16 protein-coding genes are annotated in these 20,595 nt (G+C 40.6%); 6 read left to right on the top strand and 10 right to left on the bottom strand.

Annotated features, from left to right (window positions below):
• Positions 1-114 precede the first annotated feature (114 nt).
• On the top strand, positions 115-582 hold the full coding sequence (locus IGJ00_RS14910; RefSeq protein ID WP_081367470.1) for a hypothetical protein: 468 nt from the start codon (positions 115-117) through the stop codon (positions 580-582).
• A 117-nt stretch (positions 583-699) separates the two neighbouring features.
• Here the strand turns inward: IGJ00_RS14910 and IGJ00_RS14915 are convergent, their stop codons facing one another.
• The 4 genes from IGJ00_RS14915 to rplM form a co-directional block, all read right to left on the bottom strand.
• A complete protein-coding gene (locus tag IGJ00_RS14915; RefSeq protein ID WP_181880078.1) occupies positions 700-1,764 on the bottom strand; it encodes a Fic family protein in 1,065 nt (354 codons plus the stop codon).
• Positions 1,745-1,921: a hypothetical protein gene (locus IGJ00_RS14920; RefSeq protein WP_176285333.1), complete on the bottom strand. Its 177-nt coding sequence runs from the start codon at positions 1,919-1,921 to the stop codon at positions 1,745-1,747. The genes IGJ00_RS14915 and IGJ00_RS14920 overlap by 20 nt, the downstream gene beginning before the upstream one ends.
• Positions 1,922-2,082: 161 nt before the next feature.
• Positions 2,083-2,475 carry a 30S ribosomal protein S9 gene (gene rpsI, locus IGJ00_RS14925; RefSeq protein ID WP_010733940.1) on the bottom strand — a complete coding sequence of 131 codons (393 nt, stop codon included), beginning with the start codon at positions 2,473-2,475 and terminating at the stop codon, positions 2,083-2,085.
• A gap of 15 nt (positions 2,476-2,490) precedes the next feature.
• Positions 2,491-2,919, bottom strand: a complete 429-nt coding sequence (rplM, locus tag IGJ00_RS14930; RefSeq protein WP_153830627.1) for a 50S ribosomal protein L13 — start codon at positions 2,917-2,919, stop codon at positions 2,491-2,493.
• 376 nt (positions 2,920-3,295) lie between these two features.
• Here rplM and IGJ00_RS14935 point away from each other — a divergent pair, with 376 nt between their 5' ends.
• From IGJ00_RS14935 to IGJ00_RS14945, 3 genes are all read left to right on the top strand, one after another.
• The gene (locus tag IGJ00_RS14935) at positions 3,296-4,507 is read left to right on the top strand and encodes an argininosuccinate synthase (protein WP_071867567.1); all 1,212 of its coding nucleotides are present in this window, start codon (positions 3,296-3,298) and stop codon (positions 4,505-4,507) included.
• 101 nt (positions 4,508-4,608) lie between these two features.
• Complete coding sequence (gene argH / locus IGJ00_RS14940) at positions 4,609-5,994, top strand: argininosuccinate lyase (RefSeq protein WP_142433089.1); 1,386 nt, start codon at positions 4,609-4,611, stop codon at positions 5,992-5,994.
• Positions 5,995-6,150: 156 nt separating this feature from the next.
• Positions 6,151-7,134, top strand: a complete 984-nt coding sequence (locus IGJ00_RS14945; RefSeq protein ID WP_071867569.1) for a hypothetical protein — start codon at positions 6,151-6,153, stop codon at positions 7,132-7,134.
• A 29-nt stretch (positions 7,135-7,163) separates the two neighbouring features.
• Here the strand turns inward: IGJ00_RS14945 and IGJ00_RS14950 are convergent, their stop codons facing one another.
• From IGJ00_RS14950 to IGJ00_RS14960, 3 genes are all read right to left on the bottom strand, one after another.
• A complete protein-coding gene (locus IGJ00_RS14950) occupies positions 7,164-7,379 on the bottom strand; it encodes a hypothetical protein (RefSeq protein ID WP_233433741.1) in 216 nt (71 codons plus the stop codon).
• 140 nt (positions 7,380-7,519) lie between these two features.
• A complete protein-coding gene (locus tag IGJ00_RS14955; RefSeq protein WP_062805959.1) occupies positions 7,520-7,987 on the bottom strand; it encodes a Dps family protein in 468 nt (155 codons plus the stop codon).
• A gap of 166 nt (positions 7,988-8,153) precedes the next feature.
• Positions 8,154-9,707 (bottom strand): gluconokinase, encoded by a 1,554-nt coding sequence (locus IGJ00_RS14960; RefSeq protein ID WP_071867595.1) that lies wholly within the window; start codon positions 9,705-9,707, stop codon positions 8,154-8,156.
• Positions 9,708-9,763: 56 nt separating this feature from the next.
• On the opposite strand from IGJ00_RS14960, the gene IGJ00_RS14965 reads away from it, so the two are divergent.
• On the top strand, positions 9,764-10,438 hold the full coding sequence (locus IGJ00_RS14965; RefSeq protein ID WP_438844565.1) for a prepilin peptidase: 675 nt from the start codon (positions 9,764-9,766) through the stop codon (positions 10,436-10,438).
• An 89-nt stretch (positions 10,439-10,527) separates the two neighbouring features.
• On the opposite strand, the gene msrA is transcribed toward IGJ00_RS14965, so the two are convergent.
• The 3 genes from msrA to rpoB form a co-directional block, all read right to left on the bottom strand.
• On the bottom strand, positions 10,528-11,052 hold the full coding sequence (gene msrA / locus IGJ00_RS14970; protein ID WP_010733927.1) for a peptide-methionine (S)-S-oxide reductase MsrA: 525 nt from the start codon (positions 11,050-11,052) through the stop codon (positions 10,528-10,530).
• A 287-nt stretch (positions 11,053-11,339) separates the two neighbouring features.
• Positions 11,340-14,993: a DNA-directed RNA polymerase subunit beta' gene (gene rpoC / locus IGJ00_RS14975; RefSeq protein ID WP_019722521.1), complete on the bottom strand. Its 3,654-nt coding sequence runs from the start codon at positions 14,991-14,993 to the stop codon at positions 11,340-11,342.
• A gap of 80 nt (positions 14,994-15,073) precedes the next feature.
• Positions 15,074-18,691: a DNA-directed RNA polymerase subunit beta gene (rpoB, locus tag IGJ00_RS14980; RefSeq protein WP_010733925.1), complete on the bottom strand. Its 3,618-nt coding sequence runs from the start codon at positions 18,689-18,691 to the stop codon at positions 15,074-15,076.
• Positions 18,692-19,167: 476 nt separating this feature from the next.
• Here rpoB and IGJ00_RS14985 point away from each other — a divergent pair, with 476 nt between their 5' ends.
• Positions 19,168-20,151, top strand: coding sequence for a biotin--[acetyl-CoA-carboxylase] ligase (locus IGJ00_RS14985; RefSeq protein WP_074800989.1), 984 nt, complete (start codon positions 19,168-19,170; stop codon positions 20,149-20,151).
• Positions 20,152-20,595: the final 444 nt, after the last annotated feature.

Here is a 20,595-nt window from a genome sequence, read left to right on the forward strand (position 1 = left end):
AATGTTTATGCTTCGACATTACAAGCTTATTATCTTTCTTTTGGCTGGAGATCCGCATTGATAAATAACGCTACTGTAGTAATAAATTGATGACATTTCAGGAGGAACAGAATATTGCTAGATTCGGATTTTCTTTTTGAAAAATATAAAGAAAAAATACATTGTGTGAAAACGAGAAATGAACCTTTAGCTACATTGAAAGAACTAGTTGATGTAAAAGAGACCCCTATTTCCATTATTTATAAAGAACATCTTGAAATGTTAAAAATCAATGTTCTTCACTCGATCTATGCTCGAAAAGAAAAAAAGATCGAATTTCGCCTATTTTATGTATCAGACAATTCAAAAAGCAACATCTATTATCAGTCATATGCAAAAAATCCAATCACACTCCCTGGATTAAAGAAAGAAACAATTTATATTATCTTCGAGGAGTCACTCGGGATTATGGAAACAAATTGCAATTTATTAGCTATCGACTTTAGAATACGCCAAGGAATCGAACAAGAGCACTTAGATAATAGAGATATTTATTTTTTAGACTATGTTTCAAACTTTGAGAATCGCTCTCTTTTTGAATGATTTAAAGAATAAAAAACCAGAGCATACCTAGCAAGCTGAGTATGCTCTGGGGAGTGATGGAAGAAGTACGGTGGATTTTTGTTCTTCTTCCAGTAATAGGTAGTAATTCATATTTTACTATTTAACATCATTTGATAGTTGATACTTAGTCGAACGACCTCTTCCGATTTTTTGAATCTTATTCTCTGTTTGTAGCTCAGCCAGAGCCCGTTCAATCGTCCGCTGGCTAATATCCGGCAATAAGTTCTCTAGGTCAGTTCTTCTCAAAGGTTCAAAAGACTTTTCCAGTTCTTCTATTACCCGCTCTACTGGTGTTAGCTCACGATTGATAATGATCTCAAAGCGTTCCGAGAAATTTTCATATGCTCGCAAAATGATGCCAACAAGATAGCGAACAAACGGCGTATAATCTTGTTCATTTTCCAACCAACCAACAGAACTTGCCTGTAACGATTCATAGTAAGTTTGTTTTGATTCCTCAATCAGCATCTCAATACTGATGTACTTGCCAACTAAATACCCTGACTTATACAGCAACAACAATGTCAACAGTCGGGACATCCGCCCATTTCCATCACTAAATGGATGAATCGAGAGAAAGTCTAAAACAAAGCAAGGGATCAATAGTAACGGGTCTATCTCAGCCTTCTGAATAGCTTGATTGTATTGGTAACATAGCTCTTCAATTAAATCTGGTGTCAAATAAGCTGGTGCCGGTACGAATCGAACACGTTCGTTACCATCCTGATCTTTTTCCGTAATAACATTATCTCCACTTTTGAACTTTCCTTTATAACTTTTAGCTGAGTAATTATAAAGATTCTTGTGTAACGTCAAAATATCATTCGGCACTACTCGGATATGCTCATAACTATCATGAATTAGTTTCAAAACATCTCGATAACCGGCAATTTCTTCTTCATCTCGATTACGAGGCTTAATTTTTTCCGCCACAATTTGCTTTAAGCGACCGTCAGTTGTCGCGATCCCTTCAATTCTATTGGAAGCCTCTGTACTTTGAATCAATGCTAAGTCCGTCAGCTTACTTAAAATCTCTGGTTTTGTTGCAATATAGAGTTCTTGTTTTCCTTTATATTCATGAATCTTGGTCAGCATATTCAACAAGTCATGACTGAGAGTAAGCTTATGCAACTCACGATAATCAAATTCTTTCACCGCCATCCACCTCTTTTCTCCGCCATTTTATATCATTTGGCGGAGAAAAACAACTAATGGCGGAGTAATCGGCTAAATATATCTTAGTTTCTTTAAATTGACTAGATCTTTTTTGCAGTCGCTTCTTTCTGCTTCGATTGATTCTCAATAAAATCACTTCCATTTGAACTCACCAACACTACTTGTCGAAGAGCCAAAAAAAGACACTCCCCAAATTTGGAAAGTGTCTTGAAACGATACAATTGACTGGTACTCGATTTCCTGAGAAATCTCCGTCCCATACTGTATTCGTAAGCGAATAAATTCGCAACGACTCCAGCAATATTAACGTTTTGAGAATTGAGAAGCTTTACGAGCTTTTTTAAGACCTGGTTTTTTACGTTCAACCATACGTGCGTCACGTGTAAGTAACCCAGCGCGTTTAAGAGCTAAACGGAAGTCAGGATCAACTTCTAGCAATGCACGAGCGATTCCGTGACGGATAGCTCCTGATTGTCCAGCGTATCCTCCACCGTTTACGTTAACAAATACGTCATATGCGCCTTTTGTTTCAGTAACGCCGAAAGGTTGATTGATAACTTCACGCAAGTCAGCATGTGGAATATATTCTTCAACATCTTTTTTGTTGATAGTAATTTTACCAGTTCCTGGTACTAAGCGTACGCGAGCAACTGCATTTTTACGACGGCCTGTGCCGATATATTGAACTTGTGCCAATGAAATTCCCTCCTATTAGATTAAGTTTGTGATGTCTAAAACTTCTGGTTGTTGTGCTGCATGTGGATGTTCTGCTCCACCGTATACATTCAATTTTGTAAATTGTTTGCGGCCTAAAGTATTTTTAGGTAGCATGCCTTTTACAGAAGTTTCGATCAAACGACGAGAATTTTTAGCACGCAATTCACCAGCTGAGATTGATTTCAATCCTCCTGGGTAGTTGCTGTGACGGTAATAAATTTTATCAGTCGCTTTTTTACCTGTTAATTTCACTTTATCTGCATTGATAACAATGACGAAATCGCCAGTATCCAAATGAGGGGTGAAAGTTGGTTTATTTTTTCCACGTAGTACAGATGCAACAACTGTTGAAAGACGTCCCAATGGAACATCAGTTGCGTCTACTACATACCATTTACGTTCTACTTCGCCTGGTTTGGCCATATATGTTGTACGCACGTTATTTTCCTCCAATTTAAGTTCTGATGTTTGACATACACTTCGAGTTTCCGGGGCTCTTTGTGGGGCAAACAATACCATTTAACATATTACCTGCAAATACCGATAATGTCAACGTTTTTCTGTGCTTCTGAAAAATTTAATTTTCCTTTCATTTTAGATTTCTCACTAGTTTGATGTCTTTTAAAAAGATATACCCGGTTGTATAAAAAACTGTTTATTTCTATATTTATTGAATATTATTTTTATTTTATCTTTATTTATGTATATTTATTTAATTTATTGATTGCTTTTTTATTTTTATGGTGTTATCATTTGAAACATCTATTTTGAAAACACTTAAAAATAAAGGGGCGATTTTATGAAAGAAAAAATTATATTGGCTTACTCAGGTGGATTAGATACCTCTGTAGCAATCAAATGGTTGGCAAAAGATTATGAGGTGATTGCTTGTTGCCTAGATATTGGTGAAGGCAAAGATACAGCTTTTATTAAAGAAAAAGCACTTCAAGTTGGCGCAATTGCGTCTTATGCCATCGATGCTAAAGAGGAATTTGCTCAAGAATTTGCATTGATCGCGCTACAAGGTCATACGTTTTACGAGCAGTCTTACCCACTGGTTTCTGCGCTTTCTCGCCCCTTGATCGCAAAAAAATTAGTGGAATTAGCTCGAAAAACTGGTGCAACGACGATTGCTCATGGCTGTACAGGAAAAGGCAATGACCAAGTTCGTTTTGAAGTAGCAATCAATGCCTTGGCACCTGAAATGAAAATCATTGCACCGGTTCGTCAATGGCAATGGTCTCGGGAAGAAGAAATCGCCTATGCAAAAGAAAATGATGTGCCGATCCCAGCAGATTTGGAGAATCCATATTCTATCGACCAAAACTTGTGGGGACGTGCTTGTGAGTGTGGTGTGTTAGAAGACCCTTGGGCGACTCCGCCAGCAGGTGCTTATGATATTACGACAGCCTTGGAGTATACACCTGATCAGCCGGATATCATTGAACTCACTTTTGAACAAGGCGTTCCAGTTGCTTTGAATCAAGAAAGTTTACCTTTGTCTGAATTGATCTTGTCTTTGAATCAATTAGCCGGCAAGCATGGAATCGGACGGATCGATCATGTGGAGAATCGTCTGGTAGGGATCAAATCGCGGGAAGTGTATGAATGCCCTGGAGCGATCACTTTGATGCAGGCACATAAAGAACTGGAAGATTTGACCTTCGTTCGTGAATTAGCACATTTCAAACCAATGATCGAGCAACAGTTGAGCCAAATGATTTATGATGGTCTCTGGTTCAATCCATTGACCGATGCGTTGATCTCTTTCTTGAAGGCAACCCAGACTGCAGTCAATGGGACGGTCCGCGTCAAACTTTTCAAAGGAAATGTCATCGTTGAAGGACGTAAATCAGCCAATAGTCTGTATAACGAAGAACTAGCAACGTATACTTCAGCGGATACCTTCGATCAACAAGCTGCTGTCGGTTTTATCAAGCTTTGGGGTCTGCCATCGAAAGTCTATGCGGAAGTTCAAACGAAGCAACAAACAGCCGTAGGATCAGAGTAGCGAGTAAAGCAATCAAAAGAAAAGTAAGGTAAAAGCTGAGTGCGAACTCAAACAGGACCTTTTACCTTCTTTTCTTTCATTCAAAACATAGGAGGAATCACATGGATAAACTTTGGGGTGGACGGTTTCAAGGAAAAAGTGAACAATGGATCGATGCATTCGGCGCCTCGATCTCCTTTGATCAAAAATTAGCTGAACAAGATATTTTAGGTAGTCTCGCCCATGTGAAAATGTTGGTCCATACTGGGATTTTGTCCGAGGAAGAAGCGCAACAGATCATCACTGGTTTGGAAAAACTGCAAACACGCTTAACGAATGGCACTTTGCATTTTTCGGTGGAAAATGAAGACATCCACTTGAATATTGAAAAATGCCTGCATGAGGAAATCGGACCTGTTGCCGGGAAACTACATACTGCTCGTAGCCGTAATGACCAAGTCGCAACAGACATGCACTTGTATCTAAAAGAAACGGTACTTGAACTGATCGACAAACTTCATTCGTTGCGCCAAACGTTCGTGGAAAAAGCAGCGGAGCATACGGCTACGATCATGCCAGGATATACTCATCTGCAACACGCCCAACCGATTTCCTTTGGCCATCATCTCTTAGCGTACTATCAGATGTTTACTCGTGACCATGAACGCTTCACAGAAAGCCTGAAACGAATCGATATTTCCCCGTTAGGCAGTGCGGCATTAGCAGGTACGACATTCCCTATCGATCGTTCATTCACCGCGACTGAATTAGGCTTTTCTGCTGTCTATGCAAACAGTCTTGATGCCGTCAGTGATCGTGATTTTATTCTAGAGTTTTTAAGTAATGCTTCTTTGTTGATGATGCACTTGTCACGTTTTTGCGAAGAAATCATTTTTTGGTGTAGTTATGAATGCCAATATATTGAACTTTCGGATACTTTTTCAACAGGCAGTTCGATCATGCCCCAAAAGAAAAACCCAGATATGGCAGAATTGATTCGTGGAAAAACAGGTCGAGTATATGGTAATTTATTTGGTTTACTCACGTTGATGAAGGGCTTGCCCTTAGCCTATAACAAAGATTTCCAAGAAGATAAAGAAGGCATGTTCGATACGAGTGAAACGATTTTAGCTAGTCTCTCGATCATGGAAGGCATGGTCAAAACCATGGAAGTGAACAAAGCCCGAATGTATGCAGCCACTCAAAAAGATTTCTCCAATGCGACTGAGTTAGCCGATTACTTGGCTGCAAAAGGCATCCCCTTCCGTCAGGCCCATGAGATTGTCGGTAAACTCGTCTTACATTGTACGCAACAAGGTTGTTCATTACAAGACATCCCACTAACAGAATTCCAAGCAATCAGCCCGCTGATCAAAGCCGATATTTACGACACCTTACTTCCGGAAACTGCCGTAAAACGTCGCAATTCATTAGGTGGTACAGGTTTTGACCAAGTAGAAAGACAAATTGAACAAGCACTACATCAGTTGAAAATAGACAAGAACTAAAAGAACATCTTGAGACAATGTTTCCACACGTTGTCTCAAGATGTTCTTTTTTAGTTTACATTTTTCAAAAATATGTAAAAAAAGTTCAGTCTTTCAAGAATAAACATGTCATACTTTATTTTAAAAAACTTTTTCATACAGAAAGGAAAAACTATTATGCATTTCTTCCCCTTTGTCGATCCCAACCGTCGACCACAAGCAGCGATCAAAAAAATGACAGAAGAACTTACACAAAAATTTCATGCAATCGATCCAGATTTGACTTTGATACATAATGATAACTTTATTGATTATGGTCCAGAGGTCTTTCCACAACTTTCGTCGATTTACTGGGATCCTCGTGTGCCAAATCATCCGATGGAACATTTTGTGTATTCGGAGTATCGATTGAAATATCAATTTTATACGCTCTATTGTTTTACACCTTATGGCGAACAAATTGATGAACATTACGGAAAAGTAAATCATTCGGATCGAAAAACGCTACAAGCAATTGACGATATGATATTAACTGTTATTCACACTTATCAAGCAAAAAACTTATCTTACTGGAAGGATTTATTTCCAGAAGAACAATTCCAACAAACAATCGCATCTCATTATCAAAGAACTTCACAGATGATCGGTGAAGGTAGAAAAAGTAGTCGACTAATCACCTTCACTGACCCTAAGCATCGACCTTTGGCCGCTGTAGAAAAGAATACGGAATTTCTAGAAACTCAGTTAAATCAATTAGATTCTCGACTAACTGTGACCCATGATGATTCATTTATTGATTTTGGTCCAAGTGATGGATATTTTCTTGCTGAGTGTCCTTATGATCCAGAGGAAGACGACCTAGACGACGATAGACGTGGTCTATCGGAGGAAGAATATGAGATTTGCTATGAAGATATTCCTCTATTTGGTTGTTCTCCCTATAACATAAGCTTTGGTATATATGGAGATTTTTACAGTAAATGGATGTTGAATATTGATTATCTTGATTTAAGAGAGCGATTGAATAACCCTACTTTAGCTATTATTCATCAATATCAGTTACATAATCTATATTACTGGCGTGATCATTATTCCACTGAAAAATTCCAATCTGAAGCCCTTGATTCCAAAGAACGCGGGCTACGACAAATCCACTCCTGAATATTCAAAAGGGTGTACTCAATGCTCAGTCAATTACAAAAAAATGACAGAAAGACTCTTGTAAGGGTATCCGTAAATCCTCGGAGTTTTACCCATTCGTTCCATGTTTTTTCATCTTTTGCTGGCGATGTGCCACTTAAATCAATCTCAACAGCCGGACGTGAGGTTGCTTCTTTGAAGGATCGATCACTCGCAAAGGCTAAGAGTGTCGGTTGGAAAACCGACGACAACAACATTACAACCATCAACAACGAGAACCATTTCTTTTTCCCATTCTCAGAAAATAAATTTCTGCTGTAATTAATAGAAAAAATAACACCCTGTCGAAACACGTCTCAAAGGATGTGTGTCAACAGGGTGTCTCTTATAGTTGTGATTCGCTTGTTTATGCGTCAATTCCTGGTGCTTTACCTAGATGTGCTTGTATCATCCAGATGCGTTTTTCTGTTGCTGCTTTAAAATCAATGAAGATATCTTGTGTTGGATCGTCGCCTTCTTCACCAGCAGCTTCAATTCCTTTTTGGAAAAGATCTGCTAAATAGCGGTAACCTGCGACTAATGTTTCTAAACGTTCTTCCATCGTGCGATCCCAACGACCAACTTCATCAGGGATTTTTGTGTTGTCTGCAAATTCACGTAACGTTGAATAAGGTGAACCATCTAATGTGATCAAACGTTCTGAGATTTCATCTAATTGTTCATTCAAGTCGTCCATGAAGCTGTCCATCATTGGATGCAATGTCAAGAATCCAGGACCTCTCATATACCAATGAGTTTGGTGGACGATCACCGACATTTGGCTTAAATCTGCTACTAATTGATTCAATACTTCTTTTGTTTGTTGAAATTTCATGTAATTCTGCCTCCTCGCATTTGCCTATATTAAAATCATAGTAAACTTTGAGGGAAAAGTACACTAAAATCCTTTAGATGAGAACGATTTTCATCCCCAGAGTAATGCTTTTTTTAAATAGCAAAAAATCCGCCAACCAAATAGAAAATATAACTAATGTCATCATTTACGATTCGCCTTCTTCATCTATCATCTCTATTGATAGATCCTCTCGTAGTTCCGCAAATAACTGAGAATAGCGGCTTAATTCTTGTTGTGTCGAAACAAACAAAGGATATATTTTGTTGTATATGCGGCTGGCTTTTTTCTGAACAGCCACTTGTTGTGCTAATTCAATATATGCGGAAGCTTCACCTAATGTTTCGATTCTGCCTTGACTCTGCCAACCTAATATGACTGCCCCTAACGCTGAGGCTTCTTTAACTTTTGGAAAACGGATAGGTTGTCCCAATACATCTGCCATGATCTGCCGAAATAACACTGATTGAGCAAAGCCACCAGTTGCACGTAACTCAATCACTTGATCGGGTGGACAGATACCTCGCAAAATTCGTTTGAGATTAAAACAAACCCCTTCCAGGACCGCTCGCATCATGTCTTTTTCTGTATGCCATCGTTGCAGACCAATAAAACTTCCAAATGCCTCCGCATCCCACAAAGGTGCTCGTTCACCCAATAAATACGGTTGAAAAATCAGCCCATTGGCGCCAGGCGGGACAAAAGCGATTTCTGAAAGGACTGCTTGATACGGATCTTCTCCTTGTTCCTTAGCTCGTTGAACGACATCTTGCATCAATGTATGGACCGCCCAATCAAAGATCCCTGCGCCATTACTTGTTGCTCCTCCGATGACCCAGTGTGTTTGATCCAAAACGTAACAAAAGGTTTCCATTGTTGGATGGAGCTTTGGGCGATTCGAAATAAATCGTAATGCGCCACTGGTACCGACAGTCAGCGCTGCCGTCGTCTCACCAAATGCACCTAAGCCTAAATTGGATAATGGCCCATCGGCTCCACCTAAAATAAATGGAATTTCTTGATCAAAATGAAATCTCGTACGAGCTTGTTCTGTTAATTTCGTGAACTGGGTAGTCGCAGGTGCTACTCTCGGTAATTGCTCTTCTTGTATCCCTAACTCTTCAAGAATAGGCTCTGACCATTGGAAACGGTGGATATCGAAGTACCCTGTGCCAGAAGCAGTACTATAATCACTGACTAATTCAGCAAACAGCTCATAAAAAAGATAGTCTTTGATCCCTACAAAATAAACCGCTTGCTCAAATAAATCAGGAAACTCGTTTTTCAACCAATTGATTTTGATCAATGGTGTCATTGGATGGATCGGCGTACCCGTCCGTTCATAGATCACTCGACCTTTTTCAGTTGCTTTTAATTTTTCTGCTTCATTGACGGCACGAGTGTCTGCCCAAGTAAACATACGAGTTAAAGGTTTTTTATTTTTATCTAATAAAATCAAGCTGTGCATGGCTGTTGAAAATGAAATGAATTGGATTGTCTGTGCTGGCAATTGTTGGATCACTTCATTGATGACCGTATACACTGCATGGACGATCAATTCCTGATCTTGTTCAGCCATCCCTTGGATTTCTTGGATCAGCGGGTAATGAAAGTAGGCTGTAGCTACTTCTTCTGCTTGTTCATTGAATGCAACTGCTTTCGTTTGCGTAGTACCGATATCGACCCCGACTGCAATCATTATTTTTTCCACCTCTCTTCTCCTTTTTTGCGTATCTTAATCAAAAGGAGGTTGGTCTGATGTTTCTTTATTTTATCATTGGTTGTTGCTTTGGTTCTTTTTTGTGCTTGGTCGCACAACGCGTTCCTCAAGACCTTTCTATTATTTCCCCTCGTTCACATTGTGTCAACTGTCACCAAACATTGCGTTGGTATGAGTTGATTCCATTACTTTCGATCCTCATGCAACGATTTCGTTGCCGCTCTTGTCAGACCAAACTTTCACCCATGTATCCACTGGCCGAGTTGATCAGCGGTACGCTATTTATGTATGCAGGATGCTATTCGCCAGATACAGTTCATTTGATTTGGCTATTCACTGCTTTTTTATTTTCGTTGATGGATATTTTTTACCTTGCGATCGACACTCGCATCCTCTATTTCTCATGGACTTTCTTATGGGCCTACTGGGTGCTGACTGAGCAGTTTCACTTAGAAACCAGCTTAGCGTTCGGCTTGATCAGTTACGGTTTGCTGCGTTATGGGCAAGCTTATTTAGGCGCAGGTGATACGCTACTCTTACTTAGTTGGAGCGGCGGACTCCCTTCTTCACAGCTACTCATGCTTTTGTTTATCGCCAGTTGTCTTGGTTTAAGTTATTTTTGTATCACTGCTTTACTCCATAAGAAAAGAAAGCATCTCCCCTTCGTTCCTTTTCTGAGTATTGCCTTATGGTTGGTCCTCTATTTCCGATAGCACAAAAAAGAAGAAGCATCTAGAACAAAATGTCCGACCTTCCTCTTTTCTTACTACTTAAAATTCATATTTTCTAGTAACATATACTGCTAGTCTTTCCAGTTTTTTCTAAGGAATCCCGCCCGACCAGAGCCTTCACGATACAACTGATAATGGATCTTGTTTTTCTTGTAGTAATCTTGATGATACTCCTCTGCGGGATAAAAGGTCGTACGAGGTTCGATCTTTGTGACGATCGGTTGATCGAAACGGCCACTTGCTTGTAACTGTTGTTTTGAGTTTTCTGCGGCTTCACGTTCTGCTTCATCACTATAATAAATGACCGGACGATAAGAGTCCCCACGATCAGCAAACTGCCCTAAAGCATCTGTCGGATCGGTCTGTTGCCAATAAATCTCGACCAATTGTGCATAGGTGATGATTTCAGGATCATATTCGATTTCTACCGCTTCAGTATGACCAGTTGTTCCAGTCGTCACTTGTTCGTAGGTTGGATTTGGTACATGTCCTCCAGTATAACCGGAAGTAACGGAGAGGATACCTGGTTGTGTTTCAAACGGTTTGACCATACACCAAAAACAGCCACCTGCAAATACAGCTTTTTTCACTGCCATTTCTTATCAGCTCCTTTGGTTTTATCATACTCGTTTTCATTGAAATAAATAGTAATATGCTTGTTTTACCCCCTACCGGTATTTTTAGCCTATTTTTATTGTTTTTCTTTTATTATTTGAAAACTTGTGGATAAATTTTGGTACACATAATAATTATCCCCTGTGGATATCTATTGCCATTTCTTTTATCCACAGTTACCTTTTACTTTCTTGATTCTAGTTTATCCACAAAAAAAAGGTCAAGTCCCTCAAACAGGAACTTGACCTTCTTTATGTGAACTCATGGTTTATCGTGTTTGCTCGTTCATCGCATCTTCAGCAGCCATTTGTGCTTCGATGTCAGAAATGCTATACACGTTTTCACTTGCAACGCCAACTTCTTTTGGTTCCATGTTGCGGTAACGTGGCATACCAGTACCAGCTGGAATGATCTTACCGATGATAACATTTTCTTTCAAACCAAGAAGTGGATCTTTTTTGCCTCGAATCGCAGCATCAGTCAAGACACGAGTTGTTTCTTGGAAGGATGCAGCTGATAAGAAGCTGTTTGTTTCTAATGATGCTTTTGTGATACCTAGCAAGACTGGACGAGATGTCGCAGGAACGCCACCAGCAACTAACGTATTGTAGTTTTGGTCTTTGAAGTCTGCGATATCTAACAGTGTACCTGGCAAGATTTCTGTATCGCCTGGGTCCATGACGCGCACTTTACGAAGCATTTGGCGAACCATTACTTCGATATGTTTGTCGCCGATTTCTACCCCTTGCATACGGTAAACGCGTTGTACTTCACGTAATAGATAGTTTTCAACAGATAGAACGTCACGTACTTGCAACAATTGTTTTGGATCGATTGATCCTTCTGTCAATGGTGCACCACGATGGATCATATCGCCTTCAGCGACTTTCATACGTGCAGTGTAAGGCACTGTATACGTACGTGTATCTGTTTTCCCTTTGATTGTTACTTCTTTGGTACGTGTAGCAGGATCTTCAGAGATATCGATGACATCCCCTGTTACTTCAGTGATCACTGCTTGCCCTTTCGGATTACGTGCTTCAAAGATTTCTTGGACACGAGGAAGACCTTGAGTGATATCATCTCCGGCAACCCCACCCGTATGGAACGTACGCATTGTTAACTGAGTACCTGGTTCACCGATTGATTGAGCGGCGATCGTACCAACTGCTTCTCCGACTTCAACGTCAGAACCAGTTGCCAAGTTACGTCCGTAACAATGTTTGCAGACACCATGTTTTGTGTTACATGTGAAGACAGAACGGATCGTTACAGTTTCAACACCTGCATCAACGATTTGTTTTGCGACATCTTCAGAGATCAATTGATTTCCGGCGATGATCATTTCGTTGGTTTCAGGATGACGAACTTCTTTACGAGTGTAACGTCCAATCAAACGATCTTCAAGAGATTCGATGATTTCATTTCCTTCACGGATTGCTTGGATCTCAAGACCGCGGTCAGTGCCACAATCTTCTTCACGAATGATGACATCTTGGGCAACGTCAACTAAACGACGTGTCAAGTAACCAGAATCGGCTGTCTTCAAGGCTGTATCGGTCATTCCTTTACGAGCCCCGTGAGTTGAGATAAACATTTCCAAGACAGAAAGTCCTTCGCGGAAGTTCGAAATGATCGGCAATTCCATGATACGTCCATTCGGTGCGGCCATCAATCCACGCATACCAGCAAGCTGAGTAAAGTTGGAGATGTTACCACGGGCACCAGAATCTGACATCATGAAGATTGGGTTTTTCGCTTCCAAACCTTCCATCAGTTTTTGTTGGATGCTGTCTTTCGCAGAGTTCCAAACAGCGATTACTCGTTCATAACGCTCGTCGTCAGTGATCAAACCACGACGGAATTGCTTCGTGATCGACTCTACTTGTTTATGTGCTTCGTCAATGATCACTTGTTTTTCATTCAAGACACTGATGTCGGCAATCCCTACAGTGATACCTGCATGTGTTGAATGTTTGTATCCTAAGTCTTTCATACGGTCAAGCATCTTAGATGTTTCAGTTACTTTGAAACGTTTGAAGACTTCGGCGATGATGTTTCCTAAGTTTTTCTTCTTGAATGGTAAAACTAGTTCTTGTTCTTTGATGTGAGCAGGAATATCTGTTCCAGCTTCAACAAAGTATTTGTCCGGTGTTTGGACAGTCAAGTTGAAGTCAGTTGGTTCATTCAAGTAAGGGAATTCTGGTGGCATGATCTCATTGAAGATGATCTTACCAACAGTCGTGATCATCGTGCGTTCTTTCTGCCATTCTGTAAATGGTTTGTCCCCTAATGTCGTTGGGTTCACACCAATACGTGAATGTAAATGAACGTAGCCATTACGCCATGCGATGACTGCTTCGTTTTGGTCTCTAAAGACCATTCCTTCGCCTTCACGACCTTCTTCTTCCATTGTTAGGTAGTAGTTTCCTAAAACCATATCCTGAGAAGGTGTAACAACTGGTTTACCATCTTTTGGATTCAAGATGTTTTGAGCAGCTAACATCAGCATACGTGCTTCTGCTTGTGCTTCTTCGTTCAACGGTACGTGAACGGCCATTTGGTCTCCATCGAAATCGGCATTGTATGCTTCACATACCAATGGATGCAAACGGATCGCACGACCTTGGACAAGAACTGGTTCAAATGCTTGGATACCTAATCTGTGAAGCGTAGGTGCCCGGTTCAATAGAACTGGATGTTCTTTGATGACGTCTTCTAAGACATCCCAAACTTCATCTTCTTGACGTTCGATTTTGCGTTTCGCATTTTTGATGTTTGAAGCAAGTTCACGTTGAACTAATTCGCGCATCACGAATGGTTTGAACAATTCGATCGCCATTTCTTTTGGTAATCCACATTGGTACATTTTCAAGAAAGGACCTACGACGATAACTGAACGACCAGAGTAGTCGACACGTTTACCAAGTAAGTTTTGACGGAAACGACCTTGTTTCCCTTTCAACATATGAGAAAGAGATTTCAATGGGCGGTTACCTGGTCCTGTAACAGGACGGCCACGACGACCGTTATCGATCAACGCATCTACCGCTTCTTGTAACATCCGTTTTTCATTTTGAACGATGATTCCTGGTGCATTCAAGTCTAACAAACGTTTCAAACGATTGTTACGGTTGATCACACGACGATATAGATCGTTCAAGTCACTTGTTGCAAAACGTCCACCTTCTAATTGGACCATTGGTCGTAGATCTGGTGGGATGACAGGGATAACGTCCATGACCATCCAGCTTGGTTCATTGCCAGAAGCACGGAATGCTTCTAAAATGTCCAAACGACGGATCGCGCGTGTACGTTTTTGTCCTTGTGCAGATTTCAACTCTTCTTTCAATTCAGCCGCTTCGCCATCCAAATCAACGTTATCAAGTAATTGTTTGATTGCTTCCGCGCCCATTGCTGCTTGGAATTCTTGACCATATTGTTCACGTTTTTCGCGGTATTCGCGTTCAGTCAACAATTGTTTTTTCTCTAAGCTTGTGTTTCCTGGTTCAATGACAACATATGAGGCAAAGTAAATGATTTCTTCTAATGCGCGTGGGCTCATGTCTAATACAAGACCCATACGAGAAGGAATACCTTTGAAATACCAGATATGTGAAACAGGTGCTGCTAATTCGATATGACCCATACGTTCACGACGAACTTTTGAACGAGTCACTTCCACACCGCAGCGATCACAAACGATTCCTTTATAACGGATACGTTTATATTTTCCGCAGGCACATTCCCAGTCTTTTGTAGGACCAAAAATCCGCTCACAGAACAACCCTTCGCGCTCAGGTTTTAAGGTACGATAGTTAATCGTCTCAGGTTTTTTTACTTCACCGTAAGACCAGCTTCTGATTTTTTCGGGAGAAGCCAAACCTATTTGCATACTTTCGAATTTATTTACATCGATCAAAAGGGGTTCCCTCCATTTCGTTTAATGGCAAAACCGTAAGGCGGCTGATCTTCGACCGCCTCACAGTATCTCAGACCGGATTAGTCTAAATTATCTTCTGCGGTTTCAAAGTTTTGGATGATATCTTGTCTTTCATCTTCGACTTGTTCAGCAGCTTGTTTTTCTAGTTCTTTTGCTGTTTGTTGTTCAGCGAATTTTGTCAAAGCATCCACTGTGATCAAATCATCGTCTTCGTCATCCATGTCGCGAAGTTCGATCTCGCTGTCTTGGATGTCTAGGACACGCATGTCTAATCCTAGTGATTGTAATTCTTTAACTAATACGCGGAAGGATTCAGGTACACCTGGTTTTGGAATTGGTTCACCTTTGACGATTGCTTCGTATGTTTTCACACGTCCGACTACGTCATCTGATTTGTATGTCAAGATTTCTTGTAAGGTATAAGCCGCACCGTATGCTTCCAGTGCCCAAACTTCCATTTCCCCAAAACGTTGTCCACCAAATTGCGCTTTACCACCTAATGGTTGTTGCGTAACTAGTGAGTAAGGTCCAATTGAACGTGCATGTAACTTGTCGTCAACCATGTGAGCAAGTTTGATCATGTACATCACACCGACAGACACACGTCCGTCAAATGGTTCACCTGTACGTCCGTCATAAAGAACAGTTTTCGCATCGCTAGCCATACCAGCTTCACGAACTGTTTCCCATACGTCTTCATCACTTGCACCATCAAATACTGGTGTTGCAACGTGGATGCCTAATTGACGGGCAGCCATCCCTAAATGCAATTCCAATACTTGTCCGATGTTCATACGTGATGGTACCCCTAGTGGGTTCAACATGATGTCGATCGGTGTTCCATCAGGTAAGAATGGCATATCTTCTTCCGGCATAATACGGGAAACAACCCCTTTATTACCGTGACGTCCGGCCATTTTATCCCCTTCATGGATTTTACGTTTTTGAACGATATACACACGAACTAACATGTTGACACCTGGTGATAATTCATCGCCAGCTTCACGAGTAAAGATCTTCACATCGTGAACGATCCCGCCTCCACCATGCGGTACACGTAGAGAAGTATCACGTACTTCACGTGCTTTTTCACCGAAGATCGCATGCAATAATCGTTCTTCTGCTGAAAGTTCAGTTACCCCTTTTGGTGTTACTTTACCGACTAATAAGTCACCGTCTTGGACTTCTGCCCCAATACGAATGATCCCCATTTCGTCTAAGTCTTTCAATGCGTCTTCACCGACGTTCGGGATTTCGCGAGTGATTTCTTCAGGTCCTAATTTTGTATCACGAGCTTCTGATTCATATTCTTCAATATGGATCGATGTGTACACATCGTCTTTGACAAGACGACGACTCATGATGATCGCATCTTCGTAGTTGTATCCTTCCCAAGTCATGAAACCGACTAAGACGTTTTGTCCTAGAGCCATTTCACCTTGTTCCATTGATGGGCCGTCTGCCAAGGTATCCCCTTTTTCGACTTTCTCACCTAAATGAACGATTGGGCGTTGGTTGTAACTTGTTCCAGAGTTTGAACGACGGAATTTTGTCACTGAGTATTTGTCTAATGCGCCATTGTCGCGACGTACGCGGATCTCAGAAGCATCAACAAATTCAACTACACCATCGTGTTTACATAGTAACGCAGCTCCTGAGTCATGAGCTGATTTATATTCCATACCAGTACCAACCCAAGGTGCTTGTGGATTGATCAATGGCACTGCTTGACGCTGCATGTTGGCACCCATCAAGGCACGGTTGGAGTCATCGTTTTCCAAGAAAGGAATACATGCTGTCGCTACCGCAACTACTTGTTTCGGTGAAACGTCCATATAATCGACTTTATCGATCGATACTTCTAAGTTTTCACTTTGGGCACGAGCCATGACGATTTCTTCAGCAAATGTACCGTCATCATTCAACTTACTGTTTGCTTGGGCAACGATATAATGGTCCTCGATGTCTGCTGTTAAATAATCGATTTGCTCTGTCACACGTCCTGTTTCACGATCAACACGACGATAAGGCGTTTCGATAAAACCAAATTTGTTTACTTTCGCGTAACTAGATAAACTATTGATCAACCCGATATTTGGTCCCTCAGGCGTTTCGATCGGACACATACGGCCATAGTGGGAGTAGTGAACGTCACGTACTTCATAGCCGGCACGGTCACGAGTCAAACCACCAGGTCCTAAGGCAGAAAGACGACGTTTGTGTGTCAATTCGCCCAATGGATTGGTTTGGTCCATGAACTGAGATAATTGTGAAGAACCAAAGAATTCTTTGATACTTGCAACAACTGGACGGATATTGATCAATTGTTGTGGTGTCAATGTTTCTGTATCTTGGATCGACATTCTTTCACGTACGACACGTTCCATACGTGCTAATCCGATACGGAATTGATTTTGTAAAAGTTCTCCGACAGAACGGATACGACGATTTCCTAAGTGGTCGATATCGTCCACGTTGCCGATGCCTTCCATCAAGTTCAAGAAATAGCTCATTGAAGCAACGATATCCGCTGGACGAACAGTTTTCACTGTTGTGTCTGGATAGCCGTTACCGATCACGTTGACTTCACGTTCTGGGTCTTTTGGTGAAAAGACTTTGATCACTTGGACAGTCATTGGATCAGTGACTACGCCATCTTCTGTTGGGTAGTAAGTCACAGAGTTCAAACCATTGTCGATGAATGGTGCTAATGTTTCCATCACTTGATGGGTCAAAGCTGTTCCTTTTTCAACAATGATCTCGCCTGTTTCAGGATCAACCAACGTTTCAGCTAACGTTAAGTTCAATAGACGTGTTTTCAAGTCTAGTTTTTTGTTTACTTTGTAACGACCAACATTTGCTAAGTCGTAACGTTTTGGATCAAAGAAGCGGGCATTCAGCAAGTTACGTGAACTATCTGCTGTTTTTGGTTCGCCTGGGCGAAGACGCTCGTAGATATCTTTTAATCCTTCTTCTGTTCTAGAATCACTTGCATTTTTGTGTAAATCTTTTTCGATCGTGTTACGTAATGTTTCACTATCCCCAAAGATTTCAAAAATCGTGTCATCTGAACCGAAACCTAATGCACGAACTAACACAGTCAATGGAATCTTACGTGTGCGGTCGATACGTACATAAGAGATGTCTTTTGCATCAGTTTCCATTTCTAACCATGCGCCACGGTTAGGGATCACAGTTGAACCGAATCCTTCTTTACCGTTTTTGTCTACTTTCCCATGGAAGTAAACACCTGGTGAACGGACTAATTGGGAAACGATAACACGTTCCGCACCGTTGATGATGAATGTACCTTGCTCTGTCATCAATGGGAAATCACCGAAGAATACTTCTTGCGCTTTGATTTCACCTGTCTCACGGTTTGTTAAACGTAAAGTCACATGTAATGGTGCAGAGTAATTTGCGTCATGTGCGCGTGCTTCTGCTACTGTGTACTTTGGTTCTTTCAATTCATAATCTACAAATTCCAAAGAAAGATTGCCATTGAAGTCATCGATTGGCAAAATATCTTCAAACATTTCTCTTAGTCCTTCATCCAAGAACCATTGGTACGAGTCTGTTTGAATTTCGATCAAATTTGGTAATTCCAACACTTCACTGATTCGTGCGAAACTTCTACGTTCGCGATGTTTTCCGTATTTTACTACGTGTCCAGCCAAGCTCTTCACCCCTCTAAAATGTCATTCAAAAAGACTACCCGATCAATTGTTACAATAATATTAAAAATATTATATTTAGGTAACAACAGACATTTTTTGCGGCTTTTAGGCAAAAAAAAACCAAAAATAGAACGTTCTCTTGAGTACTTGCCTACGTGAGCTTCTACTTTTGTTTCCTTATATTAAAGCCGAAACGGACAATATTTCGTTTCTGCCTTCGCTTCATCAGATAGTTTTTGCAACTTCATATAATACACTGTTTAAACGTAAAAGTCAACACTTCCTGGCGTTTCCTGTAAATTTTCGTAATTGTTTCTTAATCTTTCTTTTTTGTTCCAATTTCGTCCAATCCTAATTGAGTGACTCTTTTCTACAAAACCTCTTTGTCTTTACAGATACTAAAACAAAAAGGATGGCACACTGTCCTCATTCGATCATAAATCTGCTAATATATATAGTAGAAAGGAGTTTGATCCATGACGACAAAAGCCAAGGTACTACACCTTTTAAAAAGCACGCCCACATTTTTATCCGGAGAGAAAATCGCGCAACAGCTGAATGTTTCTCGGACAAGTATTTGGAAAGCCATCAAAGAATTAGAAAAAGAAGGGTTTCGCTTTGAGCACCAAGCAAAAGGATACCGTTATCTCCCATCCGATGTGTTAGATGCTACAGAAATCGCGCAAGAATTACGCCCTTTTGACGTGCAAGTGAACGTGCTAGCTCAATCTGAATCCACTATGAAAGATGCGAAATTTGCTTCTGGCATCGACACGACGAAACCTAGTTTGTTCGTTGCTGACACGCAAGAACAAGCCCATGGTCGTTTTGGGCGTTCCTTCTTTGCTCAGCCTGGCCAAGGAATCTATATGAGCCTATTATTACATCCACAAAAACATTTTGAGGAATTGCCACAATATACGTTGATCGCTGCCAGTGCTTGTGTCAAAGCAATCCAAGAATTGACAGGAAAACAGGCAACCATTAAATGGGTCAACGATATCTACCTTGAAGGGAAGAAGATTTGTGGCATTTTATCCGAAGCAGTGAGTGATATGGAAGCTGGTGAAATCCGTTCGGTGATTATTGGTGTGGGCTTGAATTTTTCGATCCCTCAAACGCAATTTCCTGATGAGATCCAGCAAAAAGCGACCTCCTTGTTTCCTGATGGTGAAGCATCGATGACTAGAAATCAATTGATCTGCGCGATTTGGAAACATTTCTTTAGGTATTTAGCCGACCCTTCGCACACCTATTTTGATCTTTACACAGAACGGTCATTTGTCCTAGGTAAGTCTGTCAGCTTTACCCGACAAGGAAAATCTTATCAAGGAATTGCCCAAGCAATCGGTCCAAAAGGAGAACTGATCGTAGATACGCCAAACCAGCGCTTCCAACTACTCTCTGGTGAAGTCAGCTTAACAGAAATCGATGGGCTACCATCAGCAAAAAGAGGCTAGTTCGTTTCCTAGCCTCTTTTTTATCAATGGTGGATTTGTCATGCTCGCTTTATTTTCATAAGCTTGATGTCGCGAGAAAACATGCAAGCTTCTTTACGATGTACTATATTTTTTCTACTATGTGCTTGGTTCTATGTTTGAGGTCCTACATGATGTGTTTTATTTTACTTCTGAGTCTACATCTAATTTCTATGTTTGTTCTATGTTTTAACTATATGTTTTAGTTCTATATGTTTGTTCTATGTTTTAGTTCTATGTTTTAGTTCTATGTTTTAGTTCTATGTTTTAGTTCTATGTTTTAGTTCTATGTTTTAGTTCTATGTTTTAGTTCTATATGTTTGTTCTATGTTCGATTCCCTATTTTAAATAGGATAGTACTATGTGCTATTGTCAGTAGCAGTAGAACAATCAAACTACTGCCTGTCAATACTAATGGACACCTGA

Source organism: Enterococcus sp. AZ062 (assembly GCF_051715065.1).
GTDB lineage: Bacteria > Bacillota > Bacilli > Lactobacillales > Enterococcaceae > Enterococcus_B > Enterococcus_B mundtii.